The sequence below is a fragment of the Vibrio ziniensis genome, from assembly GCF_011064285.1.
Classification (GTDB): Bacteria; Pseudomonadota; Gammaproteobacteria; order Enterobacterales; family Vibrionaceae; genus Vibrio; species Vibrio ziniensis.
Genome location: NZ_CP049332.1, coordinates 656,080 through 673,868, shown reverse-complemented (window position 1 = coordinate 673,868; position 17,789 = coordinate 656,080). Strand labels below are relative to the sequence as shown.

12 protein-coding genes are annotated in these 17,789 nt (G+C 40.0%); 2 read left to right on the top strand and 10 right to left on the bottom strand.

What is annotated here, in order from left to right:
* Window positions 1–95 precede the first annotated feature (95 nt).
* Window positions 96–1,685, bottom strand: coding sequence for a BCCT family transporter (locus tag G5S32_RS18020; protein ID WP_165313544.1), 1,590 nt, complete (start codon window positions 1,683–1,685; stop codon window positions 96–98).
* Window positions 1,686–1,705: 20 nt separating this feature from the next.
* Window positions 1,706–3,697, bottom strand: coding sequence for a CocE/NonD family hydrolase (locus G5S32_RS18015; RefSeq protein WP_165313543.1), 1,992 nt, complete (start codon window positions 3,695–3,697; stop codon window positions 1,706–1,708).
* 112 nt (window positions 3,698–3,809) lie between these two features.
* Between G5S32_RS18015 and G5S32_RS18010 the strand changes: the two genes are divergently transcribed.
* Window positions 3,810–4,721, top strand: a complete 912-nt coding sequence (locus G5S32_RS18010; RefSeq protein ID WP_165313542.1) for a LysR substrate-binding domain-containing protein — start codon at window positions 3,810–3,812, stop codon at window positions 4,719–4,721.
* A gap of 1,268 nt (window positions 4,722–5,989) precedes the next feature.
* A complete protein-coding gene (locus tag G5S32_RS18005; protein WP_165313541.1) occupies window positions 5,990–6,694 on the top strand; it encodes an ankyrin repeat domain-containing protein in 705 nt (234 codons plus the stop codon).
* A 35-nt stretch (window positions 6,695–6,729) separates the two neighbouring features.
* Here the strand turns inward: G5S32_RS18005 and G5S32_RS18000 are convergent, their stop codons facing one another.
* The 8 genes from G5S32_RS18000 to G5S32_RS17965 all read right to left on the bottom strand — a co-directional run bounded on the left by G5S32_RS18000 (window position 6,730) and on the right by G5S32_RS17965 (window position 17,734).
* Window positions 6,730–7,908 (bottom strand): AAA family ATPase, encoded by a 1,179-nt coding sequence (locus G5S32_RS18000; RefSeq protein WP_165313540.1) that lies wholly within the window; start codon window positions 7,906–7,908, stop codon window positions 6,730–6,732.
* Window positions 7,909–8,001: 93 nt separating this feature from the next.
* Entirely contained in the window at window positions 8,002–8,856 is an 855-nt protein-coding gene (locus G5S32_RS17995; RefSeq protein WP_165313539.1) for a hypothetical protein, read from the bottom strand.
* Between the two features lie 84 nt (window positions 8,857–8,940).
* Complete coding sequence (locus tag G5S32_RS17990) at window positions 8,941–9,810, bottom strand: TonB family protein (protein ID WP_165313538.1); 870 nt, start codon at window positions 9,808–9,810, stop codon at window positions 8,941–8,943.
* A complete protein-coding gene (locus G5S32_RS17985) occupies window positions 9,807–10,241 on the bottom strand; it encodes an ExbD/TolR family protein (RefSeq protein WP_165313537.1) in 435 nt (144 codons plus the stop codon). The genes G5S32_RS17990 and G5S32_RS17985 overlap by 4 nt, the downstream gene beginning before the upstream one ends.
* Complete coding sequence (locus tag G5S32_RS17980) at window positions 10,228–10,863, bottom strand: MotA/TolQ/ExbB proton channel family protein (RefSeq protein WP_165313536.1); 636 nt, start codon at window positions 10,861–10,863, stop codon at window positions 10,228–10,230. Before G5S32_RS17980 ends, G5S32_RS17985 begins: the two co-directional genes overlap by 14 nt.
* Window positions 10,864–10,881: 18 nt before the next feature.
* Window positions 10,882–13,683: a M16 family metallopeptidase gene (locus G5S32_RS17975; protein ID WP_165313535.1), complete on the bottom strand. Its 2,802-nt coding sequence runs from the start codon at window positions 13,681–13,683 to the stop codon at window positions 10,882–10,884.
* Complete coding sequence (locus G5S32_RS17970) at window positions 13,673–15,658, bottom strand: integrin (protein WP_165313534.1); 1,986 nt, start codon at window positions 15,656–15,658, stop codon at window positions 13,673–13,675. The genes G5S32_RS17975 and G5S32_RS17970 overlap by 11 nt, the downstream gene beginning before the upstream one ends.
* Before the next feature lie 87 nt (window positions 15,659–15,745).
* Window positions 15,746–17,734 (bottom strand): hypothetical protein, encoded by a 1,989-nt coding sequence (locus G5S32_RS17965; RefSeq protein WP_165313533.1) that lies wholly within the window; start codon window positions 17,732–17,734, stop codon window positions 15,746–15,748.
* Window positions 17,735–17,789: the final 55 nt, after the last annotated feature.

Here is a 17,789-nt window from a genome sequence, read left to right as displayed (position 1 = left end):
CATCCATATTTTAAAATTTTATTTAAATACAATAAACCAAAAAAGTCTCATCTATTTTTGTAAATAGATGAGATTTTGTTTTCATCTGAACGTGATTAATTTACAGGCTCAATTGTCTTAATTAGCCTAGAATCAACTTCTTTTTGATACTCTTCTTTCACTAACTCAGCTGTGGATAGCAATTGTGGTTTTTGAATCCAGCGAATTAAAGTCATAGAACATGCTAATATTATTAAAGTGGCTGGCAATCCGCCTAAGTTAGATAACTGCTTAACCCCATTAATACCGACAGTACTAACCATTATCCAAGAAACAAGACCAATTATAGTTCCCCAAATAATTTTAATTGGTAATGAGGTTTGGTTATCAGACTCAGAGTTAAAGTCCTTAGTACAAAGATCACCAATTGCATCTGTACTGGAATCAGCGGCAGTAACGTATGAAATAAATGCGACCAAAATAAGGAAAAATGAAGTAACACCACTTAACGGTAATTGATCCATAATATGATAGAGAAGCTGCTCAACACCTTGCTCATTTAACACCTTATTAAGAGATCCCCCCGTTTCTGTATCAAAATAAAGTGCTGAACCAGAGAAAACTGCTATCCATACAGAAATAAAGATACTTGGATATATCATATTTACTTGTATAAACTCTTTAACGGTATAACCCCTTGCAATTTTCCCTAAGAACATCGCAGTAATAGGAGCCCATGCAAACCATACGGCCCAATAAAACACACTCCACCATTGTGGCCAAAGGTCACCGGCAGCCTGACCAGTAAAAAGACTCAAGCGAAAGAAATTTCTTGTAAACTCACCAAAACCTTCTACTCCAATCGACAAGATATACACTGTTGGTCCAAATAACAGAACAAATGCAAACAACGCAAATAGCATCCACGAGTTGATTTTTGACAGACGTGCAATCCCTTTATTGAGTCCACTTGCTGCTGAAAAGACAAACGTTACAACAATAATAAAAATAGCGATACCTAAAGAAAAGGCATTACGCTCAATATCAACAAACCTACTCATGCCACCGACTAACGTTAATGCACCAGTTCCCAAAGAAGACGCCATACCGACAACAAGAGAATATAACGCCAATGCATCAATTACATCTGATATGGTTGGAGTTAAATATCGACCAAAAACAGGGCGCAACAAGCTTGAAATTGAAAATGGCAATTTTAAGTTATAAAAAGCCAAAGCAAAAATTAACGCAGGAGCACAATAGATCGAATAAGGGATCGGTCCCCAGTGAAGAAACATCGCCGATAGAGCAAATAGCTTTGCATCTGCACTTCCAGACTCTAAACCAAAGCTTTCAGGTGGCGAATACAAATGATAAATAGGTTCAGCTGTTGTCCAAAACAAAACGCCCACAGCCAATGTCGTACACAAAACTATCATAAACCAACGAGGCTTACTGACCAGAGGCGTACTAGAGTCGCCACCAATTTTCACGTCACCTAGCTTCGAGAAATAAGTCCATACGACAAGAACTAAGAGATAAAAACTTCCTAAGCTAAATAACCAAGAAAAATTGCTCAGCACACGACTATTTAACTCACTTGTGATCTTCGTGAAGCTTTCGAGATCTACAAGACTTAAGACTAGAGCACTAATTAATATTATAAATGTTGGAAAGAATACCAATGTCCTTATATTTTTTATCATATATTTCATCCTTGAAATTGTTATACAAAATTTCTCAAAATAGTTTCATCGAACACTTTTTCAAAAAATATTTCGCCTTCTGTTCGTGCTTCCCATTTTGCACGAATATAAAATTGGTCAGCGTCACAGGTCATCGTATATACAGCTGATATAGATGTCCGCCAATTATCCCTCCCCATGTCGACATGCAATTTTATTTCATTTTTAGCACTCAACGGATCATTTGAATGAATAGAAAATACTTGTTTGATATTAAAATCAATTTCGCTATTTGATGATGAATAATAGTTGCAACCAAAATCATCTACCGTTTCCAACGTCCAGATACCACTTTTATAATCCTTGTATACTGTACGTTGGCTATTCGGTGCACGAACAACTTCTCCATCGAATCTCGTTGCTTTGTCATAGCTTGGGACAAAATCCGATAGTGACGGAGCCGAATTAAACGGAACAGTTACCGAGCTTTTTGCACAAACCACAGTTAACGTTGTGTTGTCTTTACATGGCCAGATTAAAGGCCAATATGCAGTCGATACAGAAACTCGCACTTTGTGTCCTTTTGGAACAACATAAGCTATGTGATTCAGTGCGATATTAACGTTATAAATTTTACCTGGCTCAAGCAACTCCGGAAACTCATGACTATCTCGATGCGTTAAATTGAGAATCCCGTGCGTTATTTTTGTTACTTCTCCAGTCGGGTGAACATCTGATACTCTTACAATAACATTTGCATGCGGGGTACTACTTGAGAGAGCCAGTTTAGCTTCGATTTGTCCGGCTATCGGCATTGCGTCTAACAACGGAGCTGTATCAAAAATAAGGGAACCACTATCATCGATTCTCTGATCATCAGGATGTTCCATGTCTAGACGAATACCAACACAATAACGGCCACCATCTAGACCTACCTGTTGTGGTGAACATATATCTACAGGGTAAGAATCTTCAGTTTTCTCAGTGAGTCTTTGACTTGCTAGATACCATGTTTTGGTATCCGTTTTAAGGGTTGGCCAGCTTGACTCGGCAACCCAACATCCCTCTCTAGCATCATAGTCAGTTTTAGGTTTAGCACCGTTTTGTAGAAAATAATTAAGTTCTGGTTCTTCATCTATACCATTATCAATATTTTTTAACCACTTATCCCACCATCGGACCGACTCAGCAACATAATCCATTTTAGGGTTCGGGTAAGCAATGTTAGGGTACTTGTGAGCCCATGGACCAACCAAACCTTTTTTGGGAACGGATAGATTTTGTAATAGTGTGAATACGGTATTCTTATACGCATCCGCCCAACCACCAATAGCGTACACTGGTATTTTGATATCGGAGTAGTTTTCACATACAGAACCATGTTTCCAATAATCATTTCTTGTCTGATTTTGTATCCAAGGTGTAGCAAGAAAAGGCATGTTAGTCAGTCTATCTTTCCAGATAGATTTCCAATTACTCCCTACTAAACTAGGATCTGGTGCTCTTCCTAAAGCATACGCCCAGAAAAATGCAGCCCAATCCATATTGTCATTTAAAAGGCAACCGCCCGAGTAGTGGATATCATCTCGGTATCTATCATCAGTTGAACATTGAGTGATTATTGCTTTTAGTGCTGGTGGATTTAAGGCTGCTATCTGTAAAGAGTTGAATCCTCCCCATGAGATTCCAACCATACCCACGTTCCCATCGCACCAGGCTTGGTTTGAAATCCACTCGATAACATCAACGCCGTCTTGATGTTCTTGCTTTGAATACTCATCATCAAATAGTCCCTCAGACTCCCCGCAACCTCTGATATCTACGCGAATGCATGCATAACCATGAGTTGCTGTCTCCGCCATTGTGATTTCATCTCGAACTATCGTACCGTCACTTTTTCGGTACGGTAAGTACTCCAGAATAGCAGGAACAGGATTTGTTAATGCATCTGCAGGCATCCAAGCACGAAAGGCAAGACGAGTACCATCCGGCAGTTCAAGCCAATCATGCCTAATTTCTTTAATCTCAACCATAGCCACCTCTCATTAAACGTTTGTTATCACATTTATACATTAGAAAAGATTGGATAAAGACATGATATTTTGTAAACTCCCATTAACATAAAGTTAACGCTCGGAAAAGTCTATGCCGATAAAAACAAGGTCTATCCCTGCTACTGGTCACCTAATAGCATTTGAGACAACAGCACGTTTGGGCAGCTTGTCTCTTGCCGCCGATGAACTGTGTGTAACTACAGCTGCCATTAGTAAGCAGATCAAATCGCTCGAACAATTCCTTAATACCGAGTTATTTATTCGTTCTGCCCAAGGAATGCGATTAACTGAGAATGGAGAGCAATATTTATCTGATGTTACACAAGCTCTAAATCATTTAAGCCAGTGTACAGCCAAATTTAAGCAACGATCTGAAGAAACAAAAAATGAAATAACAATAGAATTGGGACCATGTTTTTTACACTTTTGGCTTCTACCCAGACTGGAGATCTTTAGAGAAAAATATCCCAACATTATGATTAACATTAGTGTCAATAGTGTGCGTGACATTGAAGATGGCGGTAACTACGATGTGGCGTTTTTCTATTCAAGCATAAGCAGTAGAAACTCACACACTCATATTATGTTTAAGGAAAGAATGTTCTTAGTCTGTAGTCCAAAATTTTTGAATTCTAGAACTAACATTGACGTAAAAACATCCGCCATTTTTGATCACCCGATCATCATGATGAGTGAAGAGCACGCCAATTGGGAGGGCTGGGAATCATGGGCAATGTATTCAGGTATCACTTATCGTAAACCCAAAAATATCTTGCGCGTGGAAGACCAAGTCGCTGTTATACAGGCAGCAATTAATAATGCGGGGATTGCGTTAGTATGGGATTGGCAAGTGGATGACCTCATTACCAAAGGCCAATTGATAGCAATTAGTTCTCCTCTCGACCTAAACGATAATGCCTATTTTTTGGCAACTACAGCCAGACCAAACTCTCAAGCTGCGGCAACGTTTTCAAATTGGTTAATAGCAGAAAGCCAGCAATGACCAGAGTTCTGCGCTAAGTGCTCCGGAAATTAGTTTCTATGCCATTCAAAATCTTGAATCGTCACTTTACACATAGACACTTTGTAGTATAAAAAGTAGTTCAAACACTGTGCAAGGAAATGATAACTAGTATAGCTCCAACTTGAAAAGGGGCATAGCCTAGTTACAGCAACCACGCCATGGCAATTCCCCGGAGGAATTTGTTTTTCTTTGGCTAGAAATATCCGGCTGGTCTAACGGTGAGTTAGGATCGTCTCTTCAAAGCTGCCTACTTTAAAAAACAAGGATTATATTGCCATTAAATTATTGAAAATTAATTTATCGAAACGACGGCAACCCAATATTCTATAGCTTAAAACCGTTTGAAGTTTCTCTAAGCATTCGGTTATGGCTCGTTGTGGACATAAGTTAATACTTAATTAAGCAAGCCACGCATTACAAAAATATGAAAAGTTATCGTAATTTTCATAAAATATGCTAAGCCAATACCTATACGCCTATGTCTATAGTTCAATAAAAGTTGTTGTATGTAATTAGTAATAGATTTAACAATAATACAAAAACATACTATCCACTTAATTTATTGACTTTTATACTCACAAGTGTAATGATAACCATTATCAACTCCAATGAGTTATAAGCATATATGGAATCTACCGAACTAACGACTGTTCCCTATTAAGAAATTCTCCATTCAGCTCTGTTAATATAAATTTCATAGTGTAAGTTTTAAATAATAGATATACCAACGGCAGTAAAACCATCAAAAATAAAGGATAATAAATGAACTTTAAACATTTAAACTTATTCTTTACGTCTCTAATTTCATTAATAATTGGCTATAACATTTCTGAAAGCTCATCGAGAATAACTAATGAATGCAAACAGCTAAAAAGCAGTATTATAAATTCATCAGAAATTTCATCTTTAATTTCTGACGAAGTAGTAAAAAACCTGATAATTTTAATAAAAAATATAACGAAAGCAAGGAACAAAGGTCAACCGAGAAAATACTATCAGGTATAACTATTATAGAATCTGAACTTAAACAATATGGCTATCAACTATCCAGTTTAGATGTAATACAGTGGAACAACTTTATCACTGACAAATCTATTGATTATTGGTCTCGTGAATTAAACGCCGGACAAGCACTATTAAATTTAGCTATCGCTAAAAACAATACTGATATTATAAATCGGTTTTTAAATGGAAAAATTGATATCGGCTCTTTACCTGAGTTTCCAACTGATTTATCAGCATTTAGAATGTCAGCAGAATATTCCAATCTAGAAGTATTTAAGCTAATTGTTAATAATGTAAAAGACGTAAATGCCCCCAGCAACAAGAACATTATTAATCTTATCAAAAGAACAAATGAGAGAACCTTAGCGCAATCTAAGATCGAGTATTTATTTGATAGAGGCTATATTTTCGACAATATGAATTTGCAAATACTCCCACTACTTAGTTTTAGCGAAAATCTTGACAACCCTGTTCTGGTCAACACATTAGCAACGATAAATCCAAATGCTCCAATCTATGGACGTAAGGATGTGATGCTAAGTAAAATGATATCGGAAGGTGCCAATGATGAGACAGTCATGGCAATTCTTCCCTACTTTGACGCTGCAAACGTGTCTAGTACTGCAACTGCGTCATTGCTTATAAGGAGCATTTATTCAAAACGCATACAATATAGTACCACGATTACAGCACTTATCGACTCAGGGTTAGATGTTAATATTAGTAATTATGGCTCGTATAGCATACTAATGACTGGCATATCTTCAATTAATAAAGTGGAAAATGAAGAAGAATTCGAGATTCTAAAAAATAAAATAGCCGCCTTAATTGATGCTGGCGCTGATGTATCTTATGTTGATAACCAAGGTCAAAGTGCCCTCACTATTCTAGAAAAGCTTGATACCAAAAAAGAGTATAAACAAAAAATAAGGGCTATGTTGGAGTAAGTTCTTAAACAGCAAAATTGCACAATAAGATGTACCTAACTTGGCCAATGCCAAGACGGTTGGTCTAGCATTCCTTGTTCCAGGATATGTGTTTCACCATACACCTTATCTAAGCAAATTGAATTGCAGTCTTCATCGCATTCCAATGTCGCTACAAGTCTTGTTGCATGAGACACGACCCAGACTTGGGTCTGCTTAGATGCTTTGATAATTAATCTACCTAGTGCGGGAAGCAAATCGGGATGTAAGCTAGTTTCTGGTTCGTTTAAAACCATTAAAGAAGGCGGTCTTGGTGTTAATAATGCGGCGATTAATAACAAATACCTCAAGGTACCATCTGATAATTCCCCAAGTTTCAGTGGTCGCAATAAGCCTGATTGATGAAACTCTAAACTAAAGCAATTATTACTATCCTTAGTCATGGAAATCGTTGCCCCGGGAAATGCATCATTTATCGAGTCGTACATTCCCTGTCTATCACCTATCTCATGAATAGTACGCAAGGCTGCCACCAAACCGTGTCCGTGATGATCAAGTACTGGAGTAAAGGTTCCAATTTTTGGCTGACGGATAGGTGAATCGACATCCGTTCTGAATGAGTCATAAAAACGCCAATTTTTTATCGTATTACGCATATGAAATACCTCTGGAGCAGACTCAGGGTCTGACACTTCAGTGAGGATACTGTCAAAAGTGCTTAGATGACCCGCAACTACTCTCCAAGAACGTCCATCTCGTATCTTTACCAGCGGCCCTTGGCGATCTATCAGGCAAGTCGCTGGTCGATAAGAAGAACCAGCCCATATACATTCACGCCGTATTACGGGATCTAAGCTGAACATTGTAGGGTCAGGGTCCGGGCCAATAATGGGCGGTGGTATCCCTAAAGAAACACTATAACCGAATTTATCACCAGCGAAGCCAAACTCAAGCCGTGCTGGCATTGTCTTTGGACCACCTTGAACTGGAGCCTGACCTGCTAACATGTCCTTAGTAAACTTTTCGGGACCAGCCCAGAAGGTAGACGAAATGCCACCATCTTTAGCCAGAGCAGTCACCAAACTATTGTTCGCAGCGTCAGATAAAAACCTAAGTGATTTATACAAATTCGACTTACCAGTTCCATTTGAGCCGGTAACAACATTCAAACCTGATAGAGGAGCAATTACATTTTTTAGTGACCGATAGTTACTTACTGCAACCGTTTTTATCATTCTAAGCCCTTAATATTCAGTTACTCGATATAACCCAGCTTGGGAGTATAAGGTTGATTAAACTTCCAGCTCCGCCATTAATCACTCCAATAATTACTTTCCTTCGCAAATCAGCTTTTCCCTGTAGAACTCTTCCTGCTCTTGTTCATCAACAAGATTACATGTTTTACACATTCGTACCTTATTTAGCTTATATTTAAGACAACACGTTTTTCTTCTGACGAACAATAAATATGACAAATTATCACTAGCAGACTTAACTTCGACCAGTTGCTGCTTGTTACCTAAAATTCGATTAAGCCATGCGGTTATTTCCGTGCTTAGATCTTCACATCTTACACAACAATTAGTCTGCGATACCCACGTAAACCCTTGAGCTAACGCATTGCTTAAATTTCCCCAGAAACGTTTACTATTTACCTTCTGTTCAGCAAAAAGATTTGCTATTTGTTGGGCAATGAGAGAAATAAGTTGTGACAATTGCTGATCTAACACTTCATCATCTTCTGAATACAAGGCTTTATTCGGAATAGAAATAGTGCTAATTCGACCATTTGATTCAATATCCAGCCCTATTGTTTCCGCATCGATCTGTGGCACCAAATTATACTGCCAACGCAATGCAACAAGTGTAGGGAAGATTAATTCCATCAACTGCTTATGCCAGAGTGATGAACATACGGCTTTACCCAGTTTAGTCAGTTCAGCATGTTGAGTTATCAAACAATCAAAATCGCTTTCTAACCAGTCAAGTAAAGTGACCTTATTACTTTGTTTGATTTGAAGTTCGTGTCGGCTATCCATTAAAGCCAACGCTTTTAAAGCTTGATCTAATGGTACCGACTGTTTTTTCCAAAAGCGGTTAAGTCTCAAGTAGTTCACTACCACAAGCTTGTCTGTTTGAGGTTGTTTATATGGTTGATCTATAATCGATTTAATTTTCATCATTTTTAAAAGAAGGTTGAGGATCTATGCGGTTAAACTTAACTAGGTACCCATTAATCTTAAATTAGAAAAAGTCGTAATTGACCACTAATTCAGCTCAAAGTTAAACACTAAGCGATATTCTCTGGTTACCCACTGAGCTTCTGATGATGGAACAGGAAGCGGCTTGGCCCTCTCAAATATTCCGGCGATTCCCTTTTCAAAATCTCGGTGCCCTTTTCGGCTTAAAATCTTGCTCGACAATAATTCACCTTTGTTATTGATCGTAAAAAGGACTTCAACAGTTCCTTCTTTACGCTTTAACTTTAGTGACCGAGGGTATTCTTTAAATTTCATCAAGTGCTGACGCAAAGTAACATCGAAAATTGCAGTGTTCGGATCACCCACGTGTTGATTACTCTTTCCCGTTTCCTGAACTTTCATTTTTGCGTCGGCAGATCCACTTATACCTTGTGAGCCATTTAGCTGAGCCACCTGTTTAGCTTGTGGAGGTGTTATCTCTATAGGTTTGGGGACGATGACAGGTTCCGCTTTGTTCTCTTTCACCTTTTTGTCTGGCTTTTTAACTTCTACCTGCTTGTCTTCTCGTTTCGGCACAACTTTAGTCTCTGTCGATTGAACCAGTTTAGCCGGTACAGGTTTAGGCTTACTCTCGATTGGCTTTGGTTTTTCAACGAATTTCGTTTTCTTTTCAAGTGGTTGCTCTGGTTTTGGTTCGATGACGGGCTCCGTAACCTCTACTATTTTCTTTTGTGGGTTAACTGCATTTTGAGCGACTTGACCAACAGAAGCTGCCCTAATTCCTACACTAATTTTTGCTGCTGGCGCTTTATGAGCTGCCGTCTGAACAGACGTCCACTCACACCAGATCGCGAATATCACAACGATATGCAGCCCAATAGAAACTAAGGTTGCTTTACTTACTGAAACCTTAGTCTCTCGCAACAAATCACTCATGAATCAACGCTCGATTTTTCTAAAGCAATTTGAGTATCCTTGATTCCCAACCGATTCAGAATATCTAAAGTGTCTATCATTCTCTGAGCTGAACTTTTTTCATCAATACTCAGTAATGTCACAGGGGGGGTCTCAACACTCAAAACGTGCTCTTTGAGAGCCTCTTCAAGTTCATCACGGGAGCTAATTTTCTTGCCGTCAATATTCCATTGGTTAGGTTGCTCAAGAATAGACAAATTGAGCACTTTTGATTCAGAAGGAGCGCTGTATTCACTTCGTTCAACATTAGGAAGATCAACATCCATCGTTAACAGTGGCGCATTAATCATCAACATCATAAAGGCGATCAATGACAAAATGACATCAATCATAGGTGTCATGCTATCTGTCGTAGGTCCTTCAAATGAATCGCTCTGTTCAATCTGAATCATTTACTCGCTCCAACTGACGATTCTTAAGCTGCATCGATTGAGAAAGGCTATTTAGAATAAACTGACTGCGTGTAAGCATTCTTTTAATCTTCGACAAAAATATCGCGTGAGTAAGAATACAAATAACAGCAATGACCAGCCCTGCTGCGGTTGTCGATAACGCCTGCCATAAACCGTTTGCAACTAATGACGGTTCAACCGGTCCTGCATGTTCACCGATAGTGCGAAAAGCCCGCATCAAACCAACAATAGTGCCTAAAAGACCTAGCATCGGAGCTAAAGCCGCGATAGTGACTAACCCCGACAACCTCTGACGTAATCGGCTGTTAAACAGTATCATGAGTGTCGAAACATGTTCATCTCGTACAGACTTCTCACTACAGTTTTCCGTTTTCATTAACTCTAATGCTTGGGCATAAAACGGCTTACTTTGTAAAATTTCGTGTGTTGCTTCTTCTGGACGCGCATTCGCAATATGCGTCAATGCGCTTTCGTATTTGTTCTGCGGTAAGTCTTTCTGCTTTGCTAGAAACATAGTTCGTTCAATGATTAAACTCAAAGCCACAATTGAACAGAGTAATAGAGGGATACCTGTCGTTAATTGCCAAATGTCTTCAAACATAATTTTCCTTGGTGATGATTAATTAGAAGCAGAAAGCGATGTTTCTGGTTTTATAACAGTCTTAATCTGTATACGTTTCGACGCTGGTAATACCTTGTCAGCTAAATCGACTAATGCCACTTTAGTTATCTGATCACTGATTGATTTCATGGAAGTTAAATAACGAGGATCGCCATAAGCTCGATAGCTCAGCATCAACCGATTTAGCCAGGTTGTGGACGACTGAAGCCTATTTGCTTCAGCATAAGCGATATCTTGCCGCAAACGTTCTAAGTCTGTTTCCTTTATCGCTTGGTCAAGGGTGCTTAGAACGTCTTCAGCTTCATTTGATAACCTATCAGCTAACTCCGGTTGGGTCGTAAAAGTCAGCTCATACCCCACGAGATCCGAAACAGAGTCTAGCGTCATTTCAAACCCTACTCGGTAAACACCACCGAGCTCTAAACGTAACCTGTTACGTAGCGCTTGTTGAGCTATCGGGTTTAACGTAGACAGCATAAATGCCGTTTCGGGTGTCCATTCAAGTGCAGATTCACCATACATAGTGACTTGAGTTTGCCTCATACCGACTCGATTTCTGGTAACACTTTGTTTACCAAAGACTTGAACCTTTTGTTTAGATGTAAGAGCTTCAGCGTTACCGATAGAAGACAGATACTTACCACCGAGTTTCCTTAAAGTGTCTATATCAAGTTCCCCAACCACAAATAAGCTATGAGGTTGTTGCACCAATCTGTTCGCTGCGTGGCTCAACTCTAAAGAGGTTAAGGCGTTCAAATGGTTCTGTGTTGGGATAGTTAGCTGCTCAGTTCCATATCGTGCTTTGGCCAGACTGTCTGGCAGATCGCTATCAAGCAGAGCTTGAGCTGATTCTTTAACAGCAGTTACTGACTCTTGTGTAAACTGACGGTCCTGATGGTGTTGCCAAAACACCAGTAATGCATTTTCAAGCTGATCTTTTTCAGTCACCAAGCTCATATCTAGATGTTGGTCCAGTAACTTGAACTTCCACTCTGCACCATGACTAGATATCCAACTCAGCCACTCTTGTTGCTCATGTTTAGTTGGTGGAGTTTGCTCAAAAATTTGTATCGATGATTGAGCGAGCCAATCGGGAAACTGATTAGATAAAGCACCGATATCGCTGATTGATTTTAGATAGATTTTCCCATCAGATGAGGGGCGATTTAACCACACTAGTCGGTTACCATTTTTCAATATCCACTCATATACAGATTGATCAGGGTAGACGGCATCAGGCTGTGGTAGCTTATTGTCTTTTGGCTTGGCTAATTCAATCGTTGCAACTTCTGCATAGACCATTTTAGTTTTCGGATTGTTTGGTTTAACTTCGCTATAAGCCACAGGATTTTGGATATCCGCTGTTTTAGCTTGTTGTTGCCAAAGCTTAACTGTATCGACGGTAGGAAGTTGCAGCTTAACGGCTAAGGGGGCTTGATAGTAAATAAAGATATCTGACGAATTTAGAATTGATCTTAATCTTTGGTTAAGGCGTTCTAACGTGATGTTTTCAAATAATTTCGTTTGGAGATCATGTACATCTTGCGGGCTGGCTAACACGCTTTCACCAATAACAGCGTTAGTAATTTTGTCCTCCCACTCCGCAAAGCTACGACCTTTTGCGGCATCTACATTACGAACAGAAATAGCTTTAGCTTTTTCAAAGCTATCGTTGAAATCAGCTTCATCAAGACCGTATTTTTTTAGACGCTCAACTTCGGCCAATATTGCTTTTAGCCCTTGATCATGGTTTTCTGTACTAGCGCCAAACGCTAATGTTAAGCGTTGGTTTGCAGGAGTCTTTGTCACCGCTGACAGTGTTTTGACTTCATCAGACAGATAGACAGAATTACGCAGAACCTGCTTAGTCAATAGCTTTCGTATAAAGTAATTTTCTAAACTTGTCTGCTGACCTTCTAGAGTTGTTTTATCTGCTATCGCGACACGAAAACCGAGCGCGGATTTAGACGATGAACCTTGCTGATCTTGAACCGCGTTAATTTTGATCTGCTCATCTAGAGGGTAATTTAAGTAAGGGCGTTCTGGTTTTTGCACTTTAGGTAAGGTACCAAAACTCTCTTTTATCAACTCCTCCGTTGCTTCAATATCAAAACGACCACTAATAATTAAAGTCATATTACTAGCAACATAATTACGCTTATAAAATTGTTGGATATCATCAATAGTCGTGTTTTCTATGCTTTCAAAACTACCAATGACTGAACCTTTGTCATATTTAGAATTCGCCAGCGTCGACATTTTGATTTGCTGACTTAGTCGCTCAACCACACTTTCCGTGAGTCGCTTCTCTTCGGAAATAATACGTTTTTCTCTAAACCAATCTTGCTCTGTTAACTGAGCAGATCCCATCATATCCGCCAACAATGCCAAAGAGCCTTTGATATCAAGTGCATCATTTGGACGAGTACGGAGCATATACTGAGTTTCTGTTTGACGTGTTTTAGCGTTAATCTCTTTGCCGGTACGCCAACCAATTTGCGCGAGATAGCTGTGAATGCTGTCTGGGTGATCCTGGGTTTTATTGAAAACCATGTGCTCAACCGCGTGAGCAATACCTTTCACCTCCGGTTCGTCGATTGACCCGGCATGAACAATTAAACGAATATTGAAAGGATCACTTTCTGACTGAGAATCGTACAAATAATACTGTAAGCCATTATCCAGCTCATTGTGTGTAATACGACTATCCCACTGTAAGTAAGGTTCTGCTGCATTTGCAACAGAACTCAACATCACAAAAATTGCAGTAAGAAACAGATATGTTGATTTAGTAAACATATACTGCACCTGAAGAACTGGCATCATTGTCTGAATCGTCGCCATTGATACCTGTTGCGCTAGAGTCCTCGTTATAAGCGCCAATAACTAATACATCGCCATCGTTATTTAAATCAAGACTACGCCCAAACCAATCACTGTCTTCGGCATTAGAAGCTTTAACGTAAGACTTTTGTGACCATTTTGATGAACTTGAATTGTACGAAAATACATAAGCCGCACCAGAGTCCGCTGCAGTATCGTCTTCATCATCCCAGTTAATACCGATAGCAGCGGAATCTTCATCCATAGTTCCGACTGCCAGTATGGTTCCATCTTGATTCAGTTTTACAGAGAGTCCGAAATGGTCTCCCCAAACAGCATCCGTTTGGTCCCATGCGGAGTCACTATTGTGACCGTAGGTGGCGCCATCTGTATTGGCACCTTTGATATAAGCTTGTTGAGACCATGCGCTGCCGCTGTAGGTAAAGACATAGACAGCCCCTGCCCCTTTACCACTGTTGTCGCTTTGGTCACCGTCAACTCCGGTGCTAGATGAGTCTTCGTAATTAGCCCCTACCGCTAGCGTTGTTCCATCCTGATTTAATGAAACAGAACGGCCAAATTGGTCACCTTCCTCGGCATTTGAAGCTTTCATATATGCAGATTGAGACCAGTTGCTGCCATCATAAGCAAACACATACACGGCTCCAGAGTCTTCAGCATCGTTATTGGTTTCATCTCCGTCAATACCTGTCGCTGATGAATCCTCCAAGTAGACACCGACCGCTAGTGTTGCGCCGTCACCACTCAAATCCAGCGTAGTGGCAAATTTGTCATCTTCACTCAAATTAGATGGAGCAAGTTTCGTTGTTTGATTCCAATCACTACCATCATAATCAAAAATATAAGCAGCCCCGGTGTTCTCTACACTACTGTCTGAGCTTTCATAATTAGCCCCGACCGCTAAACGCGTACCTTCGTCATTCAATGACACCGAATAACCAAAGCGATCATTTGCTGTTGGTGAAGACTTCTGGATATAAGCGGTTTGACTCCAGGCTGAACCATCGTAAGAAAAAATATAAACCGCGCCAGCGTATGTCGCACTGTTGTCGGTAGGATCACCATTGATAGCCGAATCTTCACCATAAGCACCAATAGCAATGGTAGTGCCATCTTCGTTTATCGCTAGTCCATACCCATCTCCAAAATAGTCCTGACGCTCAGGCGTTAGCGTTTTTAGGTAAGCGGTCTGGCTCCAGGTTAAGCTTTGACTATTGTAGGTAAACACATAAGCAGCTCCTGATGCGACAGAAGCATCAGCATCATCAGTTTGGCTTCCATCAACGCCTGAACCTGCTGAATCTTCAAATGGAGCCGTACTAACAATCGTTTTACCATCGCCACTAATAGCAACGTTGTAACCAAAATTATCACCTTTTTCAGTATTCGACGCTTTGAAGTAACCCGCCATTTTCCCCAATTCGCCAGGGTGAATATTCTTTACAGACGAAGTTAATGTACTGCTACCGTCATTCGCAATCACAAAATAGCTTTGGTTTGCAGCATCTAATAAACTGCTTAACTCCAATGTATAAGTTAATGTATCTGTTACGGTACCAAGAATTGAACAGTCATCAGTTTCATTTTCATCCGACTGACAAACGGTATAAGTAACACTGTCAGCATCAGAAAATCCTTGTCCCCAGGTTAATTGCATTTGACGGATACTTCCTGAACCATCGTCATTCAAAATGTTGGCAGTTTCTAACTTGCTCAGTGCAAAGTCACCGGAAGAGACAAGTACACCACCCGTAGTGTCTTGAGCAGAATAGCTCGATTCTGAGCTTGTACTATCGTCGCTGGAATCGCTGGAAGTGTCATCATCGCTGCTTGATGGCCAACTACCATCACCGCTATTGCACCCTCCGAGAACTAAAGTAAGAAGAAGTAAAAATTTTATTGGAGAGAGTCCATTAGGAAGCATATTCATCTTATAGATCCAGGCTAAATTCTATAGGTAGAAATAGGCCAAACGAATTTGGCCTAGTAAAGAAATTTACAAATTCAGTACACGTAATTAGTAGAGATACACGGCGCCCGATTTGTCCGCGTAGTTCACTGCTTCCGTACCCGCGTCTTCATCTTCTTCGGTTTCAGTTTGAACACCGTTAATACCGGTAGATGCAGATTGCTCTTGTTGTGCACCAACAGCTAATATACTGCCATCCTCGGTCAATGCGACAGAAGAGCCAAACTGGTCATTTTCACCAGTGTTTGATGCCTTAATATATTGAGTTTGACTCCAAACTGAATTCGACAATTCGAACAGGTAGACTGCGCCAGCACCACTAGCGTAATTAACCCCGTCTACTCCTTCATCTGTCGCAGTTTCAGTTTGTTCTCCATTTAAGCCTGTTGCTGCCGAATCTTCTTTATTTGCAGATATAGCTAATGTAGTACCGTCGCCGCTCAACTTAACACCTTGACCAAAGTTATCATTAGCCTCAGTATTAGAAGCTTTAATATAGGCAGTTTGGCTCCAGCTACTGTTTTCTAGGGCATAAACGTATACAGCTCCTGAACTAGCAGCTTCATTATCGGTTTCATCACCATTCACTCCGGTTGCCGAAGAATCTTCAGCAGCGGCACTAACTGCAACTACAGTCCCCGAATAGTCAATAGTAACTACTGAACCAAATTGATCATTTTTCTCAGTGTTTGAAGCTTTTAAGTAAGCGCTTTGTACCCATGTATTATCTGCGTATGAGAAAATATAAGCAGCGCCACTATTATAATTGGAGGTAGTACTATCAGTTGCATCACTATTTACTCCAGTCGCTTCTGAATCTTCCAATTTAGCCCCTACAACTAGAGTGTCACCATCTTCATCTAGTGCTACCGAGTAACCAAACTGATCCGTTTTTGATATTTCAGCAGACTTCAGATATGCATCTTGCTGCCATTGAGAATCAACCTGTTTAAACACATATACAGCACCAGAGAAGCTGTAAGTGCTACTTTGAGTTTCATCACCATCAATACCAGCAACGCCACCAGCTTCTCCATAAGAGCCAACTGCTAACACTTCACCATCAGCGCTCAATGATACGCTCCAGCCGAAATAGGTATTACCGACGGTGGTATCGGTATTTGAGGCTTTGATATAAGCTTCTTTGCTCCATCCTGAATCACTATTACTGTATAGGTAGACGGCCCCTGTATTGTTACCATCATTATTGGTTTCATCACCATTAATACCGGTTGCTGACGAGTCTTCAAATGGAGCACCAACTGCCAACCTTGAACCATCAGCGCTTAAGGACAAAGATGAACCGAAGCGATCTTGCTCTTCAGCATTTGGTGCTTTGATATACGCTGATTGACTCCAAACACCATTCTCGTATTCAAATATATAAACTGCACCACTATATTTGCTGTAATTGTCATCACTGGAATAAGCATCTTCCCCATCGATACCTGTGGATGCAGAACTCTCAAAATAAGATGCCACAGCGAGCGTGTTGCCATCAGAACTCAATTCAACTGCATTACCAAATACCGCATTTTCATAAGTGTTAGACGCTTTAAAATACCCAATCATTTCACTCAGGGTATTTGAATCAATGCTCATTTCTGATGAAGCAATAGTATCAGTTCCATCACTGGCTAAAACAAAGTAAGTATGAGAAACAGCATCAATCAAGCTCGATAGTTCAACCGTGGTGGTGGTTTCATTTTCTACCACTGTAAGAGCAGAACAGTTGTTATCTTTAGATTCATCTGTTTGACAAACTGTATAGGTTATATCTTTAGAGTTGTCAGACGATGCATTTTCCCACGATAAAGATAACTGTCGTATTTCACCGAAACCGTCGTCATTACGGCTATTTGCTGACGACAATTCAACTAAATTGAATGACGAAACCAATGCAGAACTAGAAGATGAAGTTTCCTTTGTACTACCGCCATCTCCACCACCACATCCAGCAAGGGCTAAAGCTGATACAAAAAGAAGAAGCTTGATTGAGTTCGCTCTAAAATTGGGGTGAGCGATTTTTAATTCCATTTTGATTCCACCACGTTTTTTAATACTTTGAATAGTTACGCTGCTGTATGAAGTG